Here is a 24,546-nt window from a genome sequence, read left to right on the forward strand (position 1 = left end):
TATATAACCCTAACATGTTGTGTTCAAACATGCAAAACAAAAATCGAACCGGAGTCCAGAATCCTTCTTCTGAACTACGATTCGATTTTTGTTATTCAGTATTTTATAGTATATCAAACTTTTTACTTCTTGACTAAATGATTTGTGTAAATGTTTGAAACTAGAGAGTATGTGGAAAAGGGATTTCCGCTACAACCCTAACTTTATATTGTGAGAAGTAAAATTACAAACGATCTTCCGCTCTCTCAGCTGTTTCTTCCCAACACTCTGCGCCTTTTAAGTCAGGGATGCTGGCCGATTTGAAGACAGGGTTTCTGCCGGCTTTACGTTGTTTAGTGAAGTCATCCAGTACTTTAAAGGCGACTTTACCAAGTAATAGAATGACGACTAAGTTAATGATGGCCATTAGTCCCATGAACAGATCGGCCATATCCCATACAACTTGTACTTTTGCGATTGCCCCGAAGTATACCATGACCAGTACGAGAACTTGATAGATTCGTTTCCATACGATGTTAGCATGAATGAATTCAATATTTGTTTCGCCATAATAATAGTTTCCGATGATGGAACTGAAGGCGAAGAACATGATAGCACCGGCAATGAAGTATGGTGCCCATGCGCCTACTTGTACAGCCATGGAGTTTTGTGTCAAGATGATGCCATTTGTTTCACCTGATTGATACAATCCACCAAGCAAAATGATGAATGCTGTCGCCGAACAGATGATGATAGTATCGAAAAACACACCTAGACTTTGTACTAATCCTTGTTTTGCTGGATGCGATACATTCGCTGTAGCAGCCGCGTTTGGCACACTACCCATACCTGCTTCATTGGAGAAGAGACCGCGACGTACACCTTGCATCATGGCCATCCCGATTCCGCCACCCATGACTTCTTTAATTCCGAAAGCATGCTCGAATATCAATACAATAATGCCTGGAACTTCTGAAATATTCATAATCACGATATATAATGCTACTAAAATATAGAAAGTCGCCATGATGGGTACGATGGTTTGTGTTACTTTTACAATCCGTTTGACGCCACCGAAGACGATCATCCCTGTTACTAGCATTAAGCCAACCCCGACACTCCAGTTCGGAATGCCGAATACGTCAGTGAATGACTGACTGATGGTGTTAGATTGAACTGCATTAAATATGAATCCGAAACACATAGTCAGTAAAATAGCGAAGACAATTCCGAGTTTTCGCCAACCTAGCGCTTTTTGCATATAATACGCCGGCCCTCCGCGGAACGTGTCGCCGTCTTTCACTTTATATACTTGTGCCAATGTACTTTCGATGAATCCTGTCGCCATACCGATTACAGCGATCACCCACATCCAGAAGACCGCGCCGGGCCCACCAATACCGATCGCTAGAGCTACCCCTGCTACGTTACCTGTTCCTACACGTGACGCGGCACTAATTGTGAATGCCTGGAACGGCGATACCCCGTCATTGCTATCTTTCTTCTCTACAATCAGGCGGAACATCTCACCAAATAAGCGCACTTGCACAAATTTCGTACGAATTGTGAAATATAAACCTGCTGCCAATAAAAGTCCAATTAAAACATATGTCCAAATAAAATTATTCACCGGCCCTACAAGCCAGTCGATCGCATCTTGAAACATCTGACCACCTCCTGTGTACTCTATACCCTACTCGCCTACTTGCTATGCATAGTATATTAAAAAACTATTTTCTACTGTCTATGCTGCAAGACGGTTGACGCTTTGTTCTCCAATAACTTTGCTGCTTGTGCCATCAATTCAGCTAACGACTTCTTTCCATCGTCCAATGAATGCAGCTCGGTGAACCACTCAAGCAGTTCCTGACGCGCTGCTTCTTCAATCGCCCCTGAAATGACGATGACCGGAACATTCTCTACTCTCGCAAGCTTGGCAATCCCCATTAATGCCTTGCCTGCAAGCGTCTGCCGATCTGTCTTCCCTTCCCCTGTGACTATCAAATCTGCTGAAGATAGATGCTTAGCGAACTCCATCGCTTCGAGCACGACATCAATTCCACTTTCAAGATAAGCGCCACAATACGCAAGTAATGCCCCTGCACTTCCCCCAGCCGCTCCCGCACCGCGCAGCTCATGCAATCGCACGCCTGTCTGCCTTTCCGTCATATCAGCCAGATGACGTAATCCTTCATCCAGACGCAGAACCATCTCCGCGTCCGCCCCTTTTTGTGGGCCGAAAACAAATGACGCACCCCGCTCACCGACAAATGGATTGTCCACGTCGGACGCAATGCGAATGTCCGTTTCCAACAAACGTTTATCCAGTTGCGAGATATCAATTTCATTGATCAAAGACAACGTGGAGCCATTCATCTGCACTAACTGTTCATCGGCTAAAAATCGAACGCCTAGTGCTTCGAGCAAACCTGTTCCCCCGTCATTCGTTGCGCTCCCGCCAAGTCCAATAATCATTTTCCTGTAACCCGCATCAAACGCATGACGAATTAATTGCCCTGTGCCGAATGTTGACGCTTTCATTGGATCGAGTTCATGATCCTCAAGCAACAACAAACCGGACGCTTGTGCCATTTCAATGACCGCTGTCTCGCCGTCGCCAAGCACGCCAAAGTGCGCATCGATTGCACGACCAAGCGGATCTTGCACAGACACGGTTCGCAACGTTCCCCCAGTTGACGACATGAGGACAGACAGCGTACCCTCACCACCATCCGCAACCGGTAAACGGACGACTTCTGCGTGCGGATATACTTTTTTCACGCCACTATATATAGCGTCGGCCGCTTCTTCTGCATGCAAGCTTCCCTTAAATGCATCAGGCGCAATGACAATTTTCACGGCTCTCACTCCCTTTATTCGTATTCTAGCAGATTACGCGGGAAAAGTTACCACAAATTATTGGATGGCTACTATATTTTTATAATGAAGGCTGTGAGATGTGGATGTGGATGTGTGTCCGCTCAATGTTTACGGGTATCCGATCATAATTCAGGGTAGAGCGCTCTATGCGTTCGTTTATCCGCTCTATCGAGGCGCGTAGCCGCTCATAGTTTGTGGTGAAGCGCTCTATATGAATGGAGATCCGCTCAATGTCTACGGGGATACGGGATTCAGCGGAGTGCGCTCTATGCGCTCGTCCATCCGCTCTATCAAGACACGCATCCGATCATAGTTCCTGGTAGAACGCTCTATACGACCGGGTATCCGCTCAATGTCTACGGATATCCGATCATACTTCGAGACAGAGCGCTCTAGGAGTCTATCCATCCGCTCGACTAGACACGCAACATGTTTTAAATGCCGCATTTTTAGGGAACACTGCGTATAAAAGGAAAGGAGCGAGTACTAGATGGCTGTGTTGCAAGGGAAAAACTGGACGAACCGAAAAAGTTATCAGAAGAGAAATCTATGGGCGGGTATATTATTCGGACTCGGGTTTGTGGCGTTTTTGGACGAGACATTATTCCATCAGCTGCTACATTGGCACAAGTTCTATGATAAATCTACAGTGGCGATCGGATTAGTGTCGGATGGTTTATTTCATGCGTTTAGCTGGTTTGCGACGGTCGGTGGATTGTATTTGGTGGCGGATTTGCGTAGGAGGAATGCGTTATGGCATAAGATGTTCTGGGGTGGCAAGTTACTCGGGGGCGGAGCGTTCCAATTATATGACGGAACCATTCAACACAAGGTCATGCGTATTCATCAGATTCGTTATCATGTAGACATCGTTCCGTATGACGTCGTTTGGAACGGTTCTGCGATTGTGATGATTGTGGCCGGCCTGTTGCTTATCAAGTCAGCGCGACAGAATGCACGCTCGGCGGAAAAGCTGGTGCTTCATGCCACATGATTTCTATATCAGTACAACCGATTGGCTATTTGGGATGCTTGCGTTGCTCGCCATCCTATTCTACGGGGTCGCTGTCTTTCATTCCAATCGGCAAAGCCGTTTACGTAAGTGGCCGCGAAGACGGATCGTGTTGTGGGTAGCGGGTGTACTTGCCTCAGCGAGTGCTGTTGTCGGACCGCTTGCGGAACTGTCACATGATTTCTTTACATGGCATATGGCGGGACATCTCTTACTCGGCATGCATGGACCTCTTCTGTTGGCGCTCGCTGCTCCCATGACATTATTGCTCCGGACACTACCCGTTCGACAGGCCCGAAAGGTAAGCCACTTGCTAAAAAGCCCACTCGCGGGGTTCTATACACATCCCATCACTGCCTCTATTTTAAATATCGGCGGACTGTGGTTGTTATACACGACAGGCTTGTTTGCGGCCATGCACCACCATCTTTGGCTCCATGTCTTGATCCATATGCATGTGTTCGTTGCGGGATATCTATTTACCATTTCGCTTTTATACATCGATCCCGTATCTCGCCGCTATAGTTACCGATTCCGCACTGTAGTCTTTATTGCAGCTCTGGCGGGACATGGAATCCTATCAAAATTCCTCTACGCCTATCCGCCTGCCGGTGTACCCATTGAACAGGCACGCGCAGGAGCTATGCTGATGTATTACGGAGGCGATGCGGTGGATCTCGTGTTGATCATCTTGTTGTTTAGAAATTGGTATCACTCGGCCAAACGTCAACAGACCCACATTCCGTCCACTACCGACGGCTATGTGTATTCGAATGAAACGACGCAAAACGCACCCGCTGGTTAATGGGTGCGTTTTGTATGTACTATTCAATTCATTAGTCCGGTGTTCCTGTCACAATGGTCTTTTGGGCAACGGCACATAGCTTGCCGATAGTGAACATTTCATTTTGCGTCATGTTCTCCCCCTATAGACTGTAGGCCTTCACTTGGAATGAAGCGAATATTTTCCATACGCCAATCACTATTACGATCTAGGTGCAAACAATATGACGGACACACCAATTAGGCAAATACCGGCCCCTAGGAAATCGTACAAATCAGGAGTTTTTTTATCAATTCCCCATCCCCATAATACAGATAGGAAGACAAACACGCCTCCATATGCCGCATAGACTCTGCCAAAGGTTGGAAAGGTCTGAAATGTGACCACTACGCCATATAAAATTAAGGCAATGCCACCGAATAATCCGAATATCGCGGATTTCCCTTCGCGCAACCATTGCCAAATTAAATAACCTCCACCGATTTCCGCTAAGGCGGCTAGAAGAAATATCACTACCACTTTCACCATTAGTAAACCTCCATTTACTCACTTCGGATCATCTAGCCCGAACTACTGCTCCTAGCCATGTAATATGTACACACCAATTGGGTAACGTACCTAAGATTTTTTCTTAAAAACTAGTACTCACTATATCATAATTCTGATAATTAAGAATGAGGTTGTTTATATTTTGAACAGATGACTTGGTGTGGAGTTAATTAAAATGAAAGATTCAGCTTTTAATGATTGCGGATCTACAGTAAAAGAACCTCTTCATAGATAGGAAAAGGTCCGTAAAGTAGTATAAATCAAAACATAAAGAACCAAAACAACAGTGTCAATTCAATAATTTACTATTTTCTACGCATTGAGTGGTTTATTAAATGTTAGAAGGAGATAAATGTAAAAAAACTTCCCAATACTCAATAAGTCTGTACTTTATAAAGACAACTTGCTTAAAATCATATATGGTTTATCGATAATAATTTGTAATCTCGATTGCATCTATTTGAACAGGCACATTATTGTAATTCAAAACTATTGCATAGGTTTTATTCCGCTGATGAGAAGTTACTGTTCCGTTCTGATCAATTAAATCGAATGCTTCATATGTTTTTAAATACAGCATCCCTTTTTCCCTGTAATAGTCCAATATTTCGTTATCATAGAAGTTGAAATAGTATCCTGAGTTTTTAATATCATCTATGTACTTAAACATCTCATTGTACGCAGAACTATTTGGAGTTAAAAGTGATGCTACTATACTGAAGTCCAGATTGTTCAATGACTCACTATACATCAAGCGATAGTCTTGATAGAATTCATCCACTAGCTCAAGCATCGGTAACGGTTCATCAACCTCATATTCTTGCGTATTCCCTATAACCGGATCAGATTGTACGAATACACTTTCAGATGTCTCCCCCGGATCATCAGCCACCAGTTCGTATTCTTCTTCCACCCACTCATCATCGTAATCTGAATTAGTTGTTGATCCACCTAAGACAGATTCTGTCGCCTGTTTTACACTCTTTTTTTTCATCGCAAAATCTTGATCACTGTATAGTATAACAACTACGGCTACTAAGGCACCAATCGTCAACACTGCGAAATAAAGCATCTTCGCTACATTATGACTTTTATCTAATTTATAGACAATCGGCTCGCCACAATTCGGACAGTCTTCATGTTTAGGCTGCAAATGACGGCCACATCTTGTACATTTCATATATTTATGCCACCTTTCTCACAATCCCCAATTAGTCTCATTATACCAGAGAAATTTATGATATAGTGGTTTAAATAACATAAAGAACTATGGGAGATGACGGTATAATGGACTACATCAGTAAGAAAGGCATGACACACGAAGAAGTAATGCAATTACAGTATGAATACAATAATCGTAAGAAAACAAATGCCCTTACGTATGTACTTCTGATTTTCTTCGGCAATTACTTTCTTCACAGATTTTATCTCGGTATTACGCCATATGCGATTTTCGGTGCAATTTATACGTTATTACTAAATGGTGTAATCATCTATTTCATCAGGGATGCATATATCAATCAAATGATGTTCGATTACATCTTATTTTTACTCATGCATCCGCACTTTATCATTCTTCCACTCATTCCGTACCTTTGGCTATTGCTTGATCTATTTCGCGTGCCACAGTTGGTTGATTATGCCAATCACCAGTCAGAATTGGCATTGGTTCGTGCAATCAAGCGCTCAAGAGATACCCAAGGACATTAATAAAACCCCGCCGCTTCCTCAAATGAAGAAGTGGCAGGGTCCGTACGTTAGACTACGTACTTATTTCGCCAAAGCGATCTCAATATGCGCTAAATGATGCGCTTCATGCCAAGCCAGCTTCGCTACTTTTGTCGCTACGGCAATCTCGCCGCTTACTTCATGAGTGAATGTTCGTTGCAGCTGCTCTTCCGTCAGACTATTGCCTAACGCTACAATACGCTCATTGATCCCTTCAAGCATCTTAATAGAAGGCTCAACTGGTAGCTCATTATCAGGCAGTACAGCCCATTTCTCTTGATCAAAAGCGGGTACTGTTGGATTGTCGTCTGTTAACGCAAGCTTTAATCGCTGATACATAGTCAACTGCGAGTCTGCAATATGGTGTACCAATTGACGAACTGTCCATGCACCTTCGCGATACGTTTTAGTTAGCTCTTCGTCATTCAATGAATCTACAGTTCCCCTCAATCGGGTAGTATATGCTTCAATTTCTTGTAACCACTTTTGAATATCTTCCAACGTCACCTGTTCAGGAACGTGTAATTCTCCGATCGGAAATTGATTATCCATTACAAAACCCCCTCTTCATTGCCTTCATTATCCCATAAACTATCTAATTATTCTATTTATACAAAAATATATAAAAGAAACGCTTCACATGTCAATAGATAGCCTCGATAGGCATCTACAGCGTCTTATATTTATTGACCTGTTTTAGAGAAATGTGCAATCCTTGCGCCTATTTCATCGCGTACACGCTGGAAGAATTCCCATTTTTCTTCATCTGCTCCTTCTGCTTTTGCAGGATCATCAAATCCCCAATGATCACGTTTTACATGAGGCGGTGACATCGGACACTTGTCGGCGGCATCCCCACAAAGAGTGATGACAACATCTGCATTGTTTAAGATTTGCGGATCAATGATATCCGAAGTTTGATTCGAAATGTCGATGCCAACTTCATTCATAGCTTTTACTGCATTTGGATTCACGCCATGCGCTTCAACTCCCGCACTAAGGACTTGCCATTCTTCTCCTAGATACTTTTTGCCCCACCCTTCTGCCATTTGGCTACGGCATGAATTGCCTGTACATAAGAAATAAAGTGTTTTTTTCGACATAATGAAATCTCCTTCTTATTGTATAATTGACAGCCATAGATACAGTCCGATTAGCGTAATCAGGAGTGTAGGGACTGTTAGAATAATACCAATTTTAAAATAGCTACCCCAAGAAATTTTCACACCTTTTTGAGATAGTACATGCAACCATAATAAGGTGGCCAATGAACCGATTGGTGTGATTTTGGGACCTAAATCAGATCCAATAATATTTGCGTAAATCAACGCTTCGCGAATAGGACCTGTCGTAGTTGTGTCCGATATTGCTAACGCGTTAATCATGACCGTAGGCATATTATTCATAAGTGATGACAGTATCGCTGCAATAAAGCCCATCGAAATCGTTGCGACAAAGAGTCCTTGATCGGCTGCCGTTTGAATGACATCCGCCAATACACCCGTTAGACCGACATTACGCAATCCGTATACTACAACATACATCCCAACAGAGAAGAATACGATCGCCCAAGGTGCACCTTTAAGCACTTGTTTCGTGTGAACAGCTGGACTTTTTTGTGCCATAGCCATAAAGAATATCGCCGTAAGCCCCGCAATGATAGATACAGGCAACCCCGTAAACCCACTAGAGAAATATCCTATAAGTAATACACCTAAAATTACCCAAGCAAGTCGAAACAACTTGAGGTCTTTGATCGCATCTTTCGGTTTTTTTAAATCTGATACTTCATAGTCTTTCGGAATACTTTTACGGAAGAATAACAACAACACTAAAATACTGGCAACTAATGCAAATACATTCGGGACGATCATTCTAGATGCATATTCAACAAATCCAATATCAAAAAAATCTGCTGAAACAATATTCACTAAGTTACTTACGACTAATGGTAATGAAGTAGTGTCAGCGATAAAACCGCTGGCCATAATAAATGGAAAAATCATTTTTTCATTGAAATTCAAATTTCGTACCATTGAAAGTACAATGGGCGTTAATATAAGGGCCGCCCCATCGTTTGCGAACAGAGCGGCAACGACTGCACCTAGAAGACTGACATAAATAAACATGCGAATACCGCTGCCTTTGGCTAATCTAGCCATATGTAGGGCCGACCACTCGAAAAAACCAATTTCATCTAAGATTAAGGAAATAATGATGATCGCGATGAAAGCAAGCGTAGCATTCCATACAATCCCAGTTACATCCATAACATCTTGGAAGTTCACTACCCCAACTAACAATGCGATGATCGCACCAATACAGGCAGACCATCCGATCGAGAAGTTTCTAGGCTGCCAAATGACAAAAATAAGTGTGATGATGAAAATCAATGATGCAGTTATAGCCAACGTACTTTCTCCTCCTTATTCACAACAAATCCGAAGCCCTTGCGCTTCCAATTCAGCGATAGATTCATTCTGTTCTGGAAGCTGTTCAAGGATGCTTTGAATAAACGGGTAATCTTCATGATCTTCATTGATCGAGAAGAAAACCCATTGACCTCTACGTTCTTCTTTAACCAACTCAATATCTCGAAGTTTACGTAAGTGCTGGCTAATCGCTGGCTGACTCATTTTAAAAATCGCAACAAATTCACAAACACAGCATTCATGTGACTTGAGTAACTTCATCATCGTCAACCGTGTGGGGTCTCCTAGCAATTTTAATAGTCGTGATGCGCGTTGTAGATCAACCGTAACAAGTGTATTCATAGTCCATCCCTCCACTTCTTCACTAGCATATAATGATATGCTTATATACGCAAGTGGAATAATAAATACAGCCCTCATCGTTTTATGTATTCCAGTCAATGAAAAAGGGCTCCCTCTCGTCATACTGACAATGTAGGAACCCCTTACCTATCTAGTTATCGCCTTTTCCGAGCCGCCTTCATAATGTAACTGACAACTATGACAAAAATCAGCGCCCCTACAATAGAAGGTACAACATAAAATTCTCCTAAGCGCGGTCCCCAACTGCCGAATAAACTCCCGCCAATCCACGCACCTATGATTCCCGTAATAATATTGCCGACGATACCGCCTGGGACACTTTTGCCGATAATCAGACTAGCAAACCATCCAATCACACCGCCAATTATTAAATATAAAAGGATACTCATTTCACACACCCCTTCTCCTATTTTCAAACGTATTTAGTACTCAAATTGCGAACAGGATAATGAAGTAATCGAGTGACACCTTATTAGCAATCTATTCCTTGTTACAGCATAGTATTCGCCAAATAAAAATCTGTGTAGGTATATTTGTGCGAAAAGTACCGCTCGTACGTTCCGATGGTAGCGGATGATATAATGTACTACAGTACTTAACATACGTAATAAGAATTGGAGGTTATAACGGTATGCGATCTCTTTAACAGCTATTATTTGTAAATGGTTTAATTGCCCCTGGTATTTGCTGTACTCTTTATCACGCTCTCCGGGAATTCCCGATTACCTATACATTAGCAGCGTTTGCCACTTTGACAGCGGTCGCCATGGTCGAAGTCATCCATAGCAACTACTAATTTGTTTTTTTATTCGACTCGGTATGACTACCATTGGTTTGCTCGTGTCCACCGTAGTGAATATGTTGGTCTTCCCACCTAACCACAGAAGAGATATTGTAGAAAATATCCAACGTATTAGTGAGCGAGCGGGAACTATATTGGAACGAACATTCCGAACGATTATATATGACGCACACACAAACCATCTAAATGAGCTAGAGACTACCAAGCAACTTACGAAAGAAATTAGGAAAACCGAAGCATTGATTCATTTTCAACGTAATGAATCCAAATTGTATCCGTGGGTCAGAGGGAAAGAAAAAGAACTGCTCATGGCTAAAAAACAGTTATTATTTCTACATAATCTCGAATATCATTTGGGTGCTTTATTGAACATACCGGAACAGTACATTTCCTGGACGCCGGCAGAACGCGATCGAATCATGCACGCTGTAACGGAGCTTGCCGACGACTTAACGCATTCCATTGACTACAATCCGAAGAAGCATGCGTCGCAATTAAAAAACATTACTGACCTATTCTGGGACGACAATAAGGAAATCACCACTAGTGAGGAAAGACATCCAAGCCAATTCCCACCCGAGTTTGTCGTTCTCTATGAACTGATCACTATTTATAACTTAGTGGATCAGTTTTACAAACCTTCTAGTGTGAAATTAACGCCTGATGCTGAAAAATAAAGATCGCTTTACCAGACTAATTGGTTCGGTTGATGGAGAGAGAAACGATACTAACAAGTCAAATAACAACCGATTCAGCACATGTTTTATAGATGAATTAACCATAAAGAAGCAAAGAAAGAGGTTGGGACAGAACAGAAAAAACGTAAGGGGAATGAGTCCTTTACGCTTTTTTCTGTTCTTATCAGTAAATATTTTTTAGAGTGCCAGAGTGTACCGAAACGGAGAAAGGCCGACTCCTGAAGGATCAGCGTGCGTCTTGAGACCCTGGACAGGTGCCTTAATTTCTGCAAAGTACACAGAAATACGGCAAAGCGAACCCTTCGTTGTTCGCTTGGCTCAAGCCACGCCCCTCGGAAAGCGTGCCTTTCGGAGTGCAAGGAAACGGGGTGAGATAATTATGTCCCAGCCTCTTTCCATTTATCTTATTTCATAAAATACATTTCGTATCACTTGTTCCACAATCGGCCCCGATTGTGGAAGTTTTTTATCGTTGTACTGCGCAAATGAAAATTTGTTGTTCTTAAAGACAAGGACCTTAGAGACTACAAGAGAGAGTGGGTTAATCCTTTACATCTTCCTTGCATATTTCACTAACTGGCTGCCATAACGCGATGTTTTCTATATTTTTCGGTCCAAGCTCATGACAATTTTCACATTGAGGCTTTGAATTTCTTTATTTTTTGCATTAAACCCTAATACATCCTTTAGAGATAACTACTTACTTTGTCGTTTGTTAACTTCAATCGTAATAAACTCCGGCAAATAGTTGGGAGTACATCCTTTTGATACTACTTCATCTTTGTAAAGACCCGTCTTCTCACCCAGTTTAATACAACGTGCACGATTAATTTCATCATAAACGCCTATCCAGCCTGCGGTGAAATTCATAGCCCATTGAACTTCCGGTTCTTCCTGCGTAATTCTAGCTTCTAATGCAGATAGCAAGTCTGCGGTGTTATCCGGCGGTGTTTGTCCAGTCCATCTCAATCGCCCTTGATAATACCAGAAAGTCCGCCTTTGAAGAGCAGAAGGACTATTTTGCCATGACTCCATCAATGCAATTTTCTTCTTGTCTTTGGCGAGCTGATTAGCCATTAACCAATCCATTAAGTAATTTCGCTCATCAAAAGAATGATTCTGCATATCTTGATCCAGCTTATTTAGTACATCTTGTGAAAGAAGTTTTTTGTCCATAATTAAAATTGCTAGTAGTCTGGGCAAAAACTCTTCCGTTGACCAAAGTTCCATAGCTAATTCGTGATCTTTTTTAATGCCCTTCGCGATTTTTCTTAAGTCGCCTAGCTTAGTGTTACTATTAATCTGAGATAGAATATTTTCTGCTTTTGAAGAGGATTTTAATTGTACATCTTTTTTTTCATCCATTTTATACAACTCCTTTAGTAGAGCCATTTGTTGAATAATGCAAATGTCGCATATTCAACAAGCATTCACGGCTATAGAATAATGTAAGCATTACCTCATTCATAAGGATTAAGACTCTGATATTTTTCTACTGTATGTTTAATTAAATCTTTTAAAACATTGGCATCAATATCAGCTAATTTATTTACATAAATGCAAGCCTTACTCTTCGTGTGTTTACCGAAGTTTTCTAATAATTCTTCTCTTTCTTCACTTTCATAGTCTAAATAAAGGCTAATCTTTTTCTTTCTCGGTGAAAAACCCACTAAAGGCGCATCCCCTTCGCGTCCTGATACATATTTATAGTGATAGCTACCAAACCCTATTATACTAGGACCCCACATTTTTGCTTCGTAACCAGTCACCTCTTCAAAGATAGCTAATAAATGATAGGCATCGATCTTCTTCTTCTCATTTTCCACACTTTCAATAAAGTCAGTTACACTATTTTCGTTTTCTTTCATCTTCGGTTCATTCATATATACAATCCCCTCTCCTACTCTCAGTATATATACTTGTTTATACAATTTTTATCAATAGTAAATTAAATGTCCCGTTTACATGATCTGGACACGATCACTTATAAAGCAATCGCATCCGATAAAGGCAAAGTGGTTAAGATTCGTTGACTTGCGCTCCAACCGGACGCGTTCCCGAGGGCGGGCAGTGAACCACACCCCTCGCGTTGCTCGCCGGGTGTTTCACTTGTCAAAGCAAAGATGTGCTCCTTCTCGCTACGCTTCACTCGCAAAAGCCGTTCTTCGTTACGGCTCTCGCTAATCCTCTTGAGAGTCGCCAGCTGTAGCGAAGATCAACTAAGCGATTACAAATCAGCATCTTTCACAAACGCACCCGTTAATGGAATAAATATATTAAGTCGTCAACCTGTGTTATAGGATTGCTATTTATCTATAACAATCGATAATTTATAGTTTGCATAGTCATTTAATTCTTTCAGAAATTGACTCATTAATCCTGTGGATGGGAATTTACATTCGAGAATGTAACAACCATCTCCACTGATTTTATAATTATTTATTAAATATTTCTCTTGCGTTTTTAGAAATGACAGATAAGGTTGATGAAAAATACTTTCTGTAATAATCGTGATAAATGCATGTATATTAAAACCTAATTTGACTCGGTTAACTTTAATTGTATAAGCCTCAATAATTTCCAAATCCTCTAACCTTGCCACCCTAGCTGAAGTAGCTGGTCCAGTCAAATGTACTCTCTCACCCAATCCTTTCATTGTAATTCGACTGTTCCTGGAGAGTTCTTCTAAGATTTTTATATCCGTATTATCTAACATTTATTTAACTCCTTTCATTAATAAAGTGAATCGGCCAAAAGACTTTATTTTATCTATGTATCCGTCTATGGGTCATAGTATAGACTATATATTGTTCAAAGAATATCTCAAAAAAAGGAGTTAATTAAATATGAAGATACGACTTATTCGCAACGCTACACTCGTTGTTCAGTACGCAGGTAAAAAGTTTTTAATAGATCCAATGTTAGCAGAAAAAGGAACTTTGCCTGCTTTTGGACCTGAGGTAGGCTTACCTGATGCACCAAGACACGATCAGAAGAATCCTTTGGTAAGCTTACCAACATCCATTGAGACTATTATCCAAGATATTGATGCAGTCATCGTCACTCATCTGCATCCTGATCACTGGGATATGGCAGCTATAAGAGCATTACCAAAGGAAATTAAACTATTCTCCCAAAATGAAGAAGATGCAACAGAAATACGCAATGCTGGTTTCCAAAATGTCGAGGTTTTACAAGAGGATACCGTTTTTGAGGATGTCCAATTGACAAAAACAAAAGGCGAACACGGAAGAGGCGAAATCTTAAAAGCTGCTGGCTACGTATGTGGAGTTGTTTTTAAACACTCGTCGGAGAAAACATTATATCTTGCCGGAGACACGGTTTGGTATGATGCCGTTCAGGAAGTAATTAACACACATAAGCCTGAAATTATTGTCGTAAATGCTGGAGATAATCAATTCTTAGTAGGCGGTTCTTTAGTAATGGGGAAAGATGATGTCTATGATGTCTATAAGGCTGCTCCGGACGCAAGAATTATTTCGGTTCATATGGAAGCTGTCAATCATTGGACATTATCAAGAGAAGAATTAATAAGCTTTATTAATAAAAAAGGAATCTCAGCTAATGTTTTAGTACCAGATGACGGTGAATCATACTCATTTTAAAATAAAAACAAACAGATATTTTTCTGTCTGTTTTTTTGTTATTACCTGTAATAACAAACTCTTATAGTCTATTTTAGCTCAAAGTACTTTGTTCCCTTCGGTGTTTTCAATTAACTCAGAATATTTTTCCACGAAACTATTCTAGCCACCAATTTTACTGCGATTTACTATCAGTAGTCGCCTGAAACATTGAGACAACAAAAATAGGGACACTAAATCATGTATGAATTGCCTCCCCATATGACATGCCTTTTATCTCTTTCTCCTCATGTACCGAACCCGTTATTATCTGACAGCTACTTTTTTCTTCAACCAGAGGGTAAAAACTCTCCACAAACCACGTCTGTAAGCACCTCCGTTAATCCCTACACTACTATTCATTCTCCTCTTTAAACATATGTTCCTGTGTATCCGATTGATTCGAAAATTGGTTCATTTCCGATGGTTAAAAGGATCGAGATGGGCAATGAACTGTTTACAGAAGGTAAAGAACCAGAAGAAGTGGTGGAAGCTCTTACTGCTAGGACTTCAAATTCAAAATTATCCTTTATCCCAGCTGGTCTAGGCCAACTGCATAAAAGTGGTCGCGTTTTAGGAACACAAGCTTTTTTAAGTAATTTGCTGAACATAAAAGTTCTCATTAGTTTTGAGAACGGAAAAGCCGTGATGATAGCAAAAGTGCGGTCCGTGAAGCGGGAAAAAAAACATGTCACTTCCCTACTCCGTACCGATATGGAAAACGGTTCTGTACCAGAAGTAGCAGTTATTCATTGCCATAATGCACATGACGCTGAAATATGGAAGAATGAGCTACTGAAGGAATTTCCAACTTTACACGTTCAAGTCGTTTCACTTAGTGCTTGTGTGGCCGTACATGCAGGTGAAGGAACGACGGGATTAAGCTGGGATACGTATTAAATATAAGAAGGGACCGAATCCATTGTGAATTCGGCCCCTTCTTATTTTTTCCATGACATTCTTCATAACCGATACGATGGTATAAGTCCCTTTTTATACAAGAACGCTACACCATTCAAAAACGGACCCGGGACTTTCTTCCAAAAGAATCGTTTACTATAAAATTGACGATGGGCTTTTTTCAAATTACTCCACTGTTTGCAGTCTTTTTGCTGTCTGTACCGCGCCACATCAATCAGCATCACCCGATCGTCAGGCGTGATCAATATATTGCGTAAATGAATGTCTGAAGGATTTAAACCTGCGTCGGTTGCTAGCGATAATGCGTAATCAATTTCTTTAATATGAGCGTCTGTAATGACTCGCCCATTCGTCATACAATCAAAAAGTGTATCCCCTTCGACGTAATCCATCACTACGTAATTCGCACCTGTTTCATAAATGCAGGGGAAATAGTGAATACCTTTGAGTGTTTGATAAATCTCGGCTTCTTCCTTCGCGATGTACACGGAATTTGGAAAGTATACTTTAATTGCCTTGTTCGAGGATTTGACTCGGAAAACAAACGCACTTCTCCCTGTTCCAGCGAGCTGCAAAGATGGATGAAAGTCTATCAGACGATTTTTTTTATTCACGACGATCGACTCCACAAGTTCCTGATATATACTCAAAACATAACCTCCAATAATTTTCAAAAAAACAAAACAGAGACATCAAAACCAATTAGTGGCTTGGATGTCTCTGTTAAAATTACAAAAGACCTCACCAAATAATTGGTAAGGTCTCGCAAACAACGTAAGTTGCCAGTAAAGCCGAGGACTTCCATCCCGTGTTGACGACTTTTACTGTCATAGCTACTCCCCTTAACGGAAGTGTTCGTATAAATAGTATAGGCTCACTATAATTTGAACCGGCTTAGATGTCAACTAACTAAGCATGCATAGGTATTCATTGACACATTGTGATAAAACAACCAATTACTTTTATGCTTAACCCGTTATTCCATCAAACGTTTCACTAGTACATCTTCTACTAATTTTTCTCATCTTGCAGGCTGACTGCTAAATTTACTTTTTACCATACCGATCAACGCAGGCAGGACAGATAAAATGATGATTGCAAGCAACACCGTGGAAAAGTTTTCTTTAATAATGGGAATATTTCCGAATAAATATCCTAGCATCGTGCATAAACCTACCCAAAAAGCTGCTCCCACGACATTATAGAAAGCAAAGTACCGGTAATTCATACGGCTCGCTCCCGCAACGAACGGAGCGAATGTCCGGACAAACGGCATAAAGCGGGCAATCAGGATGGTTTTTCCGCCATGTGTATTAAAGAACGTCTCCGCGGCTTTCATTTTCTTTTGGTTTATGACTTTTCCTAGCCAACTGCCAGGAGAAATCGACATGCCCACTTTACGTCCAATATGGTAGTTCACTGTATCGCCTATGACCGCTGCAACGAAGAAGACTGCGACAAGCACCCAAATATTAAAGGCATCTAGCGCCGCAAAGGCACCGCCTGCGAACAGCAGGGAATCTCCAGGTAGGAACGGAAATATGACGATCCCCGTTTCAATGAAAACGATTAAAAATAAGATGACGTACGACCAGCCACCAAATATTTGAATAATATCGACTAGATGTTCATCAATGTGCAAGATAAAGCTGATTAGTCCTTGAATGAGGTTCATGTTACGGCTCCTTTTTTGGTAAAATGAATTCGTCGCTACGCAAGTGAGAATACTAGATGTATACACACTATCTATCTACTTTACGTTCGGCATAAGGTATTTATCCTTGAAAAGTGCCAAGCAAGTAAAATAATTAGGATTCGGTTCCCATTTAAAAGCAAACGGGAATTGAATAATAAGCGGTTGCGCCTACTTATGAGGTTAATTAAATATACCATGGATTCCCGTAAGTTCATCCAACTTATTATATTTTCCATACAATTGAATCAAAGATACGCTACACACGACCACGGTCAACGTATCGGATGACGAGCTTAGCAACGAGCACACTGAAAATCAAATGACTCGCTGTCCAGTACAACCATGCCATACCGTCATCCGCTGCTGGCGGCCGGTCGGTCAGCAAGGTAAGAAAATACAATACTCCGCTTCCCGCTGTGTACACCACAACATACGGCCACATATTATATTGCCATTTGAGAAACTTCAATAGGTAAAACAGTCCCAATACGCTGGCAATACAAAAGACGAAGTGAAAGATAATGCCGAACCAAGTGACGTGCGAAAAGATATGAATGATGGGAATGTAATCTACATTGTACAGCAAAATATACGCTTCATTTCCTGTTATAGCCCATATGACAAGCATGAGTAGCGCCAACACGGCACCACCGACAATTCCTATGCCGATCAACTGCAAAAATTGCTTCATCTGCTCCCCCTCTTTTCGTTAAGGTTTTTGGTTATCTATTCCCGCGCATTTTCTAAATAAACGGTTCTGTTCCATAGCTTTCTTGACTGCGAATCTACAGTCTGGGTGCACGACTACGTGACATACAACCACATAAAAGAGACCTCGCCAAAAACGGTAAGGTCTCACAAAAAGATGAGCTGTCAGTTGAACCAACGAACTGCATCTTGTAACGTCAAATTTCACTGTATTCATTACTCTCCATTAATGAATGTAAAACGTATAATACTAGAGTTTCTCTAGTTATTCTTTAATAGTATCCACAAGTCGCTTGGCATCTACCATCGACATGCCTTTATATTCCCTCAAGTACTTCACAGTTTTTACGACACCAAGAGTTTTTAATTTTTCATGCACATCAGCGATTAATTCATCCTGACTTTCGACGGGGCGCAATCTCTGATTCTCTTCCTTTAATACTCTAATTTGTTTGGCTTGCCCTAGAATCAACAATAAGAATCCTACGCTTGTTACAGTGAGCGCTAAAATCAACAGTCCATCCGTATTCATAAACGAACCCCCTCTACTAGAGTTGGTACCATGTTAACATCTACTGCTATTCAACTCCAACTAGTTACTAGTTGGAGGTAATGCATAGCAGATTCAAATCATGGACGAGCATGTCGACATGTTCTTTCTTAGTAGACCAACTGGTACAAAAACGAACCGCACTATGGCTAGCATCGACTTTTTCCCAGAACGTGAATGAATACTTTTTGCTTAGCTCCGTCATGACATACTCCGGCAAGATCGGAAATTGCTGATTAGTTGTCGAATCATAACGTAATGCAAATCCGTTCTCTTTAAATGCTTGTCGAAGGATCAATGCCATGTCCACCGCATGTTTTGAAACTTCATAGTACAACCCATCTTCAAACAACGTTTCAAACTGGATGCCTAATAGTCTCCCTTTAGCAAGCAAGCCGCCACGTTGTTTAATAAAGTATCGAAAATCTTTTTTCAATGAATCATTGGTAATGACAACCGCTTCACCAAACAACGCACCTATTTTCGTCCCGCCAATATAGAAGACATCACATAGTCTAGCGTAATCTGCTAACGTGATATCATTATCCACCGAAGCCAACCCATACCCAAGTCGGGCACCGTCCAGTACTAATGGCAACCCGCATTCCCCACACACTTTACTCAAAGCTTCCAATTCCGCTTTAGTATAAGTCGTTCCATATTCTGTAGGGTTCGAAATGTACACGAGGCCCGGCTGTACACTATGCTCTGGACTTGCGTCATTCCAATGGGCATCCACTAGCTCTTTTACTTGCTCCGCTGTAATTTTCCCGTCCTCGCTAGGTACAGTCAGTACTTTATGTCCAGTAGATTCAATAGCACCTGTTTCATGTGTCGCGATATGTCCACTCTCCGCAGCGACTGCGCCTTGATATGGACGTAAAATCGATGCGATGATGGTCGTGTTCGTTTGAGTTCCCCCTACTAAAAAGTGAACATCTGCCTCTTGCGCTTCACACTCTCTACGAATATGCTCTCTAGCTTTTTCGCAATGTTCATCCATCCCGTATCCCGGAGTTTGTTCCTCATTTGTCTCGATCAATCGTTGCAAAATTCGCGTATGCGCGCCTTCCGTATAATCATTTTCAAATCGTATCATCGTTGTCCATCTCCAAATATGCCTGATTTTTTCTGCAAGTATACCATAGAATGATGGATTTCTGTTACATCTTATATTGTTCTTACAATGATGAATTTTCCATTTTTTATTCCATAAACAGCTGTTGCACTTCACTGTCATCTTGTAATTTTTCTTGAATGAAACCATCCAATTCCTCTTCATTCGTAAAGTCGTTTAACTCTTTCCCATACCAGTCCTGCAATTTCGTTTTATGAATTGTATAGGTGTCGCCTTCAAATTCAAAGCTAGCCCACTCCGCATTATTGATGAGCGCGAATAAATAGCTAGCATTATAAATTGCTGTCTTTTTATATTCACTTTCTCCGATCGTTGCGTCCATATTTTCATACTTGATCGTCATACCATAAGGTGCTGTTTTGGTTTCAAGCGAAACTTTCTCAAATTTTTCAGCATCACGCAGTTGTTCTATTATATGGATGACAGCACTGTTATCACCAATAAATGATCCTTTGTATTGGAATAGATCTTCACTTGATTGATTGGTTGTGGAACTGCATCCAGTTAAGAAAAGCAGGAGTATGAATGAAGACAAAAAATATTTTGTGAAGTTTTTCATTGGAGTCTCCTTCCTTAATATGTTTTACTCTATCGCTCAATGATCATGACGATAGACGTTATTTGGGTTTTCAAGGATTTCTATTCTATTTTACGCTATAACTATTCCGTCTTCCAAATCATTTATCCATTTACAGTAAAAAAAAGAGGGAAGTAATACTACTTCCTCTCTTCTACTCGATTGTTTAGATTTTTATGTTGCTTGCCAACTTTCCTACATATCGTAGTACCCTTTTAGAAAAATCACGCCTACCAAGTGATAAATGGCGCGGATCCTGGTGGTGCGTTTCGTATCATATCAACTAAAGGGAAAACGTAGCCAAACGCAACAATGAACAGCATGATCATGATCCACACACTCCACCGTTCTGTCCACTTCGGTGTTTCACTTGCATTATCTTCACCTTGCGCAATTGGAAATTCTGTATTTCCTTTCGGCGCAAGGAACATTAAATTAAAGACAATATAGACAATCAGTACGAGACCTATAGTTAATAATGTTCCTCCTACTGCTAACAAAAGTAAGTATGGATCCCAACTTGCAGCAGTCGCGCTATCGCCATATGTTGTGTAAGACGTTCTTCGTGGCGCCCCTAGAAGTCCTACTGTATGCATTCCTCCGGCCATGAACACCATTCCAAGAGTCCAAATAAGTGTTTGAATCACGCCTAATTTATTCATCGCTGGAGTCAGTGTTCGCTTGGATAAATACGGTATGAGCCAATACATCGCACCGAAGAAGGTCAACACCGCTGTCACGCCGACTGTTATATGGAAATGACCTACAACCCACAGCGTATTATGAACGACTTGATTCAATTGATTCGCATTTTGCGCAATACCGCCTGCTCCGCCCGGAATGAAGAAAATCATCGCGATCATAGGAGCAAGGAAACGCACGTCTCCCCATGGCATCTTGGTAATCCAACCGAAAACTCCCTTCGCGCCTTTCTTCTTCCCGACTCGAGCAAAGACGAAGAACATAGCAAATGCTGTCATTAAGGATGGGAAGCCGATCACCATACTCATCAGCGCATGCGTTAGTTTAATTCCTTCTGACATTCCCGGGTCCACAATTTGATGGTGGAAACCGCCTGGAATATTTGAAACAACTAACAGTATGACCACTACCCTCGTTAACGTATCACTGAATAATCTACCTCCAATCACTTTGGGTACCACTACATACCATAATGAAACTGCGGTTAAGTACCAAATGTTTACGAACGTATGGCCGAAGCTCCAAAACAATGTTCTACTGAGCATCACATTAATCGTTTCCGTCCAACCAAACGCCCACGGTATCAGCATCAACACTTCTGCTGTCACACCAAGACTTCCGAAGAATAGAAGTGTGAAAACACCCATCGCAAAGAATGCTAGTAATGGTATATGTTGACCGCGATTTCTCTTTCTCCACTTGGCGATTTGAATAAATCCGCCGAATGCTGCGATCCATATGCCAGCAACGACAATGAATAACCCGACATAGAACCAAGGTGACGCCTTCATAGGCGGATAAAATGTATACATAACAGATGCGGTACCCATGACGACAGTCGTAATGACAAATACTACACCTATAAGCATGGTAACGAGAGAAATCCAGCCCATCTTTCTAACGATTGGAAATAAACCGTCCATCGTATGAGAAAGAATTGAGTAAAAGTACGCAATGACAAATAAAACAGAGAACACTAAAACTAATAAAATACCATGTGCCGTCAAGACTTGGTAGTAATTAAAGTTTGTAGGTAGTTCAAGTAATCCCGCACGGTTAAGTCCCTGGAGTAAACCTAAAAGTCCTCCTATTAACAAGGTGACAAAAGCTATTGCGAAATACGTTAATGTAAGACGTGAATCTAACCTGTTTCCTCCTGACATCTTACGGAGTTTACTTTGCTTTTCAATTTCTTCCATATCATTCACCCCCTATTTAACTATGATTTTCATACTCATTAATTGATGGCCTATACCGCAGTATTCATTACAAATTACTAAGTATTCCCCGGGCTTCTTAAACTTTTGTTTCGCTTCTTGAATATGTCCTGGCATGATCATCGCATTTAAATTTGTGCCAATTACTTGAAACCCATGCATGACATCTACGGAAGTCATTTTAAAATGAACAGTTGCGCCAGCGGGTATTTCAATTTCGTTCGGTTCAAACGAAAAAGCGCGTAATATCATGACCACTTCATATTCATTTTCACCAATTTTGGAAATGCCCGGATTATCAAATGGCGCTGTCTCTTCAACTTTTTCTGGATCAATCATACCTACTCCACTTGGAGGACCTTGCCCTAATGCGAAGGTCTGCACGCCACTGTACACTACTGCAATGACCAACATGGAAGCCGCTAAGAAAAGCCAGATTTTTTCATATCGATGCATTTTCATTTGAATACCTCCTTTATAGTCTTACTGAAAAGATAATAAATAATATCAACCAAAAGAACGCGATACCGCCACCGACGAATAAAATAGAAGCATACATGGCATTTCTGAAGGAACCTTCATCCACTACTTCTTCCTTGCTCACTTGTTTGCTCGGTGAATTTTTCATTTTACTCCCCCCTATTAGTAAATGATTGTCGAGAATATATAAAGCAGTTGTGTAATCCAAACTATGATCTATGAACGACAATGCTAGTGTACATTTGATAAAATTCGCCACATTACCTAAAGAGCAACTAGTGAAGATGGGACAAACATAACACATTTAATATGAATATTCTAATAATTATAATAATAAGTATGCTAGCCTTCATGATTTCAATACTATATATGAATAACTTCAAATGAATGGTCCACTGCTAAGATCACGTAATCAAGGAGTTTCTTGCCGTTTTCTATTTAAACTATATAATACCCTCAGTTCAATATTGCGATATAAGAAGTGAACTCGGCTTTGACTCTCACACTCATTGATCAAGGTCCTTACTACGAGTTGCGTAACCCCTAGCTTTAGTATGAATCACTTAGAAGACGTAAACCTTGACGTGCATCAAGTTTAATATTTTAGTTTTCAAGGAAATAACGTACAGAGAAATTAACTAACTTGATAAAAATAATGTGATTGATCGGTAACCATAAAAAAGTGACTGGCGCTAGTCATCGCGTCAGTCACTTAAAGTACAACTATTTCTTAATTCAGCTTTTTCCGAGGTTCCGTGGGCACGACAGAATAATCTGCTTGTCATCACAGCAAACACAACGTAGTATGATTGTACTTCTTTATCCACTATTCAAGGATTTGAAAAGATCGATTTAAATTCACAGCACCGACTCTCTATTCTTGAGGTGTGGGATCGAATAATGATGCCAAACTTCAACAAATCGATCCGAATTCCATTTCTGTTATTTGACTCGATCGCCTGATAATTGAGGTATGGCCTACTTACCCGTTATTGCTTTTCATTTGATTATGTAGCTCATCGATTTTCTTTTTAATTCTATCGAGTTGTGTTTTCGCTTATTGTTGTACGGAATCACAGTTTCCTTATGCTTGATTTTTCTTAATCAAATGAACAAATGCATCAACGAATGATTGTAAGAATTGAACAGTTCCTTGATCTTTGACTTTGCCGTTTTCATCCAATAAAGCTGCAGCATTACTAATATAAGCTTCCGGTTGTTGAACTACTGGCATATTTAAGGCTACAAGGATTTGACGTAAATGATGGTTTGCACCAAATCCACCCAAATTACCAGGAGATTGGCTGATAACTGCTGCCGGTTTACCATTCCATACACTCGCTCCATAAGGACGTGAACCTACGTCTAATGCATTACTTAATACAGCAGGTACAGAACGATTATATTCTGGCGTTACAAATAAAATAGCGTCAAATTCCTTTATTGTGTTACGAAATGAAGTATATTCTGCTGGGACATTATTTTCACCATCTACATCCTCATTATAAAATGGCAGATTTCCGATTTCGACAAATTCTGTTTCATATCCTTCAGGGAATAGAGATGCAACATTAGCCGCAATTTTTCTAGAAAAAGATTCTTTCCGTAGGCTACCAACCAAAATACCAATTTTCGTCATTTACTATCATCCTTTCTTTCAGTTTTAATATTACCAGTAATCATCAC

28 protein-coding genes are annotated in these 24,546 nt (G+C 40.7%); 6 read left to right on the forward strand and 22 right to left on the reverse strand.

Annotated elements, in window-relative coordinates:
• Positions 1 to 223 precede the first annotated feature (223 nt).
• Together CSV63_RS08880 and CSV63_RS08885 are read right to left on the reverse strand one after the other, a co-directional pair.
• On the reverse strand, positions 224 to 1,645 hold the full coding sequence (locus CSV63_RS08880) for an alanine/glycine:cation symporter family protein (protein ID WP_099695517.1): 1,422 nt from the start codon (positions 1,643 to 1,645) through the stop codon (positions 224 to 226).
• Positions 1,646 to 1,716: 71 nt separating this feature from the next.
• Positions 1,717 to 2,838 (reverse strand): glycerate kinase, encoded by a 1,122-nt coding sequence (locus CSV63_RS08885; RefSeq protein ID WP_099695518.1) that lies wholly within the window; start codon positions 2,836 to 2,838, stop codon positions 1,717 to 1,719.
• A 511-nt stretch (positions 2,839 to 3,349) separates the two neighbouring features.
• On the opposite strand from CSV63_RS08885, the gene CSV63_RS08890 reads away from it, so the two are divergent.
• Both CSV63_RS08890 and CSV63_RS08895 read left to right on the forward strand, forming a co-directional pair.
• The gene (locus CSV63_RS08890; RefSeq protein ID WP_099695519.1) at positions 3,350 to 3,853 is read left to right on the forward strand and encodes a DUF2243 domain-containing protein; all 504 of its coding nucleotides are present in this window, start codon (positions 3,350 to 3,352) and stop codon (positions 3,851 to 3,853) included.
• Complete coding sequence (locus tag CSV63_RS08895) at positions 3,843 to 4,676, forward strand: cytochrome c oxidase assembly protein (protein WP_099695520.1); 834 nt, start codon at positions 3,843 to 3,845, stop codon at positions 4,674 to 4,676. The genes CSV63_RS08890 and CSV63_RS08895 overlap by 11 nt, the downstream gene beginning before the upstream one ends.
• Before the next feature lie 180 nt (positions 4,677 to 4,856).
• Here CSV63_RS08895 and CSV63_RS08900 read toward each other — a convergent pair whose 3' ends face one another.
• Positions 4,857 to 5,183, reverse strand: coding sequence for a YnfA family protein (locus CSV63_RS08900; RefSeq protein WP_099695521.1), 327 nt, complete (start codon positions 5,181 to 5,183; stop codon positions 4,857 to 4,859).
• A 445-nt stretch (positions 5,184 to 5,628) separates the two neighbouring features.
• The gene (locus tag CSV63_RS08905; RefSeq protein ID WP_099695522.1) at positions 5,629 to 6,384 is read right to left on the reverse strand and encodes a TcaA NTF2-like domain-containing protein; all 756 of its coding nucleotides are present in this window, start codon (positions 6,382 to 6,384) and stop codon (positions 5,629 to 5,631) included.
• A 107-nt stretch (positions 6,385 to 6,491) separates the two neighbouring features.
• On the opposite strand from CSV63_RS08905, the gene CSV63_RS08910 reads away from it, so the two are divergent.
• On the forward strand, positions 6,492 to 6,914 hold the full coding sequence (locus CSV63_RS08910; RefSeq protein WP_099695523.1) for a hypothetical protein: 423 nt from the start codon (positions 6,492 to 6,494) through the stop codon (positions 6,912 to 6,914).
• A gap of 60 nt (positions 6,915 to 6,974) precedes the next feature.
• On the opposite strand, the gene CSV63_RS08915 is transcribed toward CSV63_RS08910, so the two are convergent.
• The 5 genes from CSV63_RS08915 to CSV63_RS08935 form a co-directional block, all read right to left on the reverse strand.
• Entirely contained in the window at positions 6,975 to 7,484 is a 510-nt protein-coding gene (locus CSV63_RS08915; RefSeq protein WP_099695524.1) for a YfiT family bacillithiol transferase, read from the reverse strand.
• A 131-nt stretch (positions 7,485 to 7,615) separates the two neighbouring features.
• The gene (gene arsC / locus CSV63_RS08920; protein WP_099695525.1) at positions 7,616 to 8,035 is read right to left on the reverse strand and encodes an arsenate reductase (thioredoxin); all 420 of its coding nucleotides are present in this window, start codon (positions 8,033 to 8,035) and stop codon (positions 7,616 to 7,618) included.
• A 15-nt stretch (positions 8,036 to 8,050) separates the two neighbouring features.
• Positions 8,051 to 9,343 carry an arsenic transporter gene (locus CSV63_RS08925; protein WP_099695526.1) on the reverse strand — a complete coding sequence of 431 codons (1,293 nt, stop codon included), beginning with the start codon at positions 9,341 to 9,343 and terminating at the stop codon, positions 8,051 to 8,053.
• Between the two features lie 15 nt (positions 9,344 to 9,358).
• Positions 9,359 to 9,706 (reverse strand): ArsR/SmtB family transcription factor, encoded by a 348-nt coding sequence (locus CSV63_RS08930; RefSeq protein WP_099695527.1) that lies wholly within the window; start codon positions 9,704 to 9,706, stop codon positions 9,359 to 9,361.
• Positions 9,707 to 9,861: 155 nt separating this feature from the next.
• Positions 9,862 to 10,116, reverse strand: coding sequence for a GlsB/YeaQ/YmgE family stress response membrane protein (locus CSV63_RS08935; protein WP_029053583.1), 255 nt, complete (start codon positions 10,114 to 10,116; stop codon positions 9,862 to 9,864).
• Between the two features lie 547 nt (positions 10,117 to 10,663).
• Here CSV63_RS08935 and CSV63_RS08940 point away from each other — a divergent pair.
• On the forward strand, positions 10,664 to 11,206 hold the full coding sequence (locus tag CSV63_RS08940) for a hypothetical protein (protein ID WP_099695528.1): 543 nt from the start codon (positions 10,664 to 10,666) through the stop codon (positions 11,204 to 11,206).
• Between the two features lie 717 nt (positions 11,207 to 11,923).
• On the opposite strand, the gene CSV63_RS08945 is transcribed toward CSV63_RS08940, so the two are convergent.
• From CSV63_RS08945 to CSV63_RS08955, 3 genes are all read right to left on the reverse strand, one after another.
• Complete coding sequence (locus CSV63_RS08945; RefSeq protein WP_099695529.1) at positions 11,924 to 12,592, reverse strand: DNA alkylation repair protein; 669 nt, start codon at positions 12,590 to 12,592, stop codon at positions 11,924 to 11,926.
• A gap of 95 nt (positions 12,593 to 12,687) precedes the next feature.
• On the reverse strand, positions 12,688 to 13,110 hold the full coding sequence (locus CSV63_RS08950; protein WP_099695530.1) for a DUF1801 domain-containing protein: 423 nt from the start codon (positions 13,108 to 13,110) through the stop codon (positions 12,688 to 12,690).
• A 422-nt stretch (positions 13,111 to 13,532) separates the two neighbouring features.
• The gene (locus CSV63_RS08955; protein WP_099695531.1) at positions 13,533 to 13,943 is read right to left on the reverse strand and encodes an Lrp/AsnC family transcriptional regulator; all 411 of its coding nucleotides are present in this window, start codon (positions 13,941 to 13,943) and stop codon (positions 13,533 to 13,535) included.
• Between the two features lie 130 nt (positions 13,944 to 14,073).
• Between CSV63_RS08955 and CSV63_RS08960 the strand changes: the two genes are divergently transcribed.
• Together CSV63_RS08960 and CSV63_RS08965 are read left to right on the forward strand one after the other, a co-directional pair.
• Entirely contained in the window at positions 14,074 to 14,853 is a 780-nt protein-coding gene (locus CSV63_RS08960; RefSeq protein ID WP_099695532.1) for an MBL fold metallo-hydrolase, read from the forward strand.
• Positions 14,854 to 15,258: 405 nt separating this feature from the next.
• Entirely contained in the window at positions 15,259 to 15,771 is a 513-nt protein-coding gene (locus CSV63_RS08965; RefSeq protein ID WP_255408919.1) for a DegV family protein, read from the forward strand.
• Positions 15,772 to 15,833: 62 nt separating this feature from the next.
• On the opposite strand, the gene CSV63_RS08970 is transcribed toward CSV63_RS08965, so the two are convergent.
• From CSV63_RS08970 to CSV63_RS09010, 10 genes are all read right to left on the reverse strand, one after another.
• Entirely contained in the window at positions 15,834 to 16,442 is a 609-nt protein-coding gene (locus CSV63_RS08970) for a serine/threonine protein kinase (protein WP_099695533.1), read from the reverse strand.
• A gap of 371 nt (positions 16,443 to 16,813) precedes the next feature.
• On the reverse strand, positions 16,814 to 17,467 hold the full coding sequence (locus CSV63_RS08975; RefSeq protein ID WP_099695534.1) for a VTT domain-containing protein: 654 nt from the start codon (positions 17,465 to 17,467) through the stop codon (positions 16,814 to 16,816).
• A gap of 277 nt (positions 17,468 to 17,744) precedes the next feature.
• Positions 17,745 to 18,179 (reverse strand): hypothetical protein, encoded by a 435-nt coding sequence (locus CSV63_RS08980; RefSeq protein ID WP_099695535.1) that lies wholly within the window; start codon positions 18,177 to 18,179, stop codon positions 17,745 to 17,747.
• A 282-nt stretch (positions 18,180 to 18,461) separates the two neighbouring features.
• Positions 18,462 to 18,728 (reverse strand): hypothetical protein, encoded by a 267-nt coding sequence (locus CSV63_RS08985; protein ID WP_099695536.1) that lies wholly within the window; start codon positions 18,726 to 18,728, stop codon positions 18,462 to 18,464.
• A gap of 67 nt (positions 18,729 to 18,795) precedes the next feature.
• Entirely contained in the window at positions 18,796 to 19,845 is a 1,050-nt protein-coding gene (locus CSV63_RS08990) for a threonine aldolase family protein (protein ID WP_099695537.1), read from the reverse strand.
• Positions 19,846 to 19,951: 106 nt separating this feature from the next.
• Complete coding sequence (locus tag CSV63_RS08995) at positions 19,952 to 20,443, reverse strand: DUF4825 domain-containing protein (RefSeq protein WP_099695538.1); 492 nt, start codon at positions 20,441 to 20,443, stop codon at positions 19,952 to 19,954.
• Positions 20,444 to 20,691: 248 nt separating this feature from the next.
• Complete coding sequence (locus CSV63_RS09000; protein ID WP_099695539.1) at positions 20,692 to 22,362, reverse strand: cbb3-type cytochrome c oxidase subunit I; 1,671 nt, start codon at positions 22,360 to 22,362, stop codon at positions 20,692 to 20,694.
• 12 nt (positions 22,363 to 22,374) lie between these two features.
• Positions 22,375 to 22,842 (reverse strand): cytochrome c oxidase subunit II, encoded by a 468-nt coding sequence (locus CSV63_RS09005; protein WP_099695540.1) that lies wholly within the window; start codon positions 22,840 to 22,842, stop codon positions 22,375 to 22,377.
• Positions 22,843 to 22,855: 13 nt separating this feature from the next.
• Positions 22,856 to 23,008: a hypothetical protein gene (locus CSV63_RS16490; RefSeq protein WP_158233938.1), complete on the reverse strand. Its 153-nt coding sequence runs from the start codon at positions 23,006 to 23,008 to the stop codon at positions 22,856 to 22,858.
• Between the two features lie 936 nt (positions 23,009 to 23,944).
• Positions 23,945 to 24,499 (reverse strand): NADPH-dependent FMN reductase, encoded by a 555-nt coding sequence (locus CSV63_RS09010; protein ID WP_099695541.1) that lies wholly within the window; start codon positions 24,497 to 24,499, stop codon positions 23,945 to 23,947.
• Positions 24,500 to 24,546 lie beyond the last annotated feature (47 nt).

Origin of the sequence: Sporosarcina sp. P34 (genome assembly GCF_002743375.1) — a bacterium.
In the GTDB taxonomy this organism is placed as follows: domain Bacteria; phylum Bacillota; class Bacilli; order Bacillales_A; family Planococcaceae; genus Sporosarcina.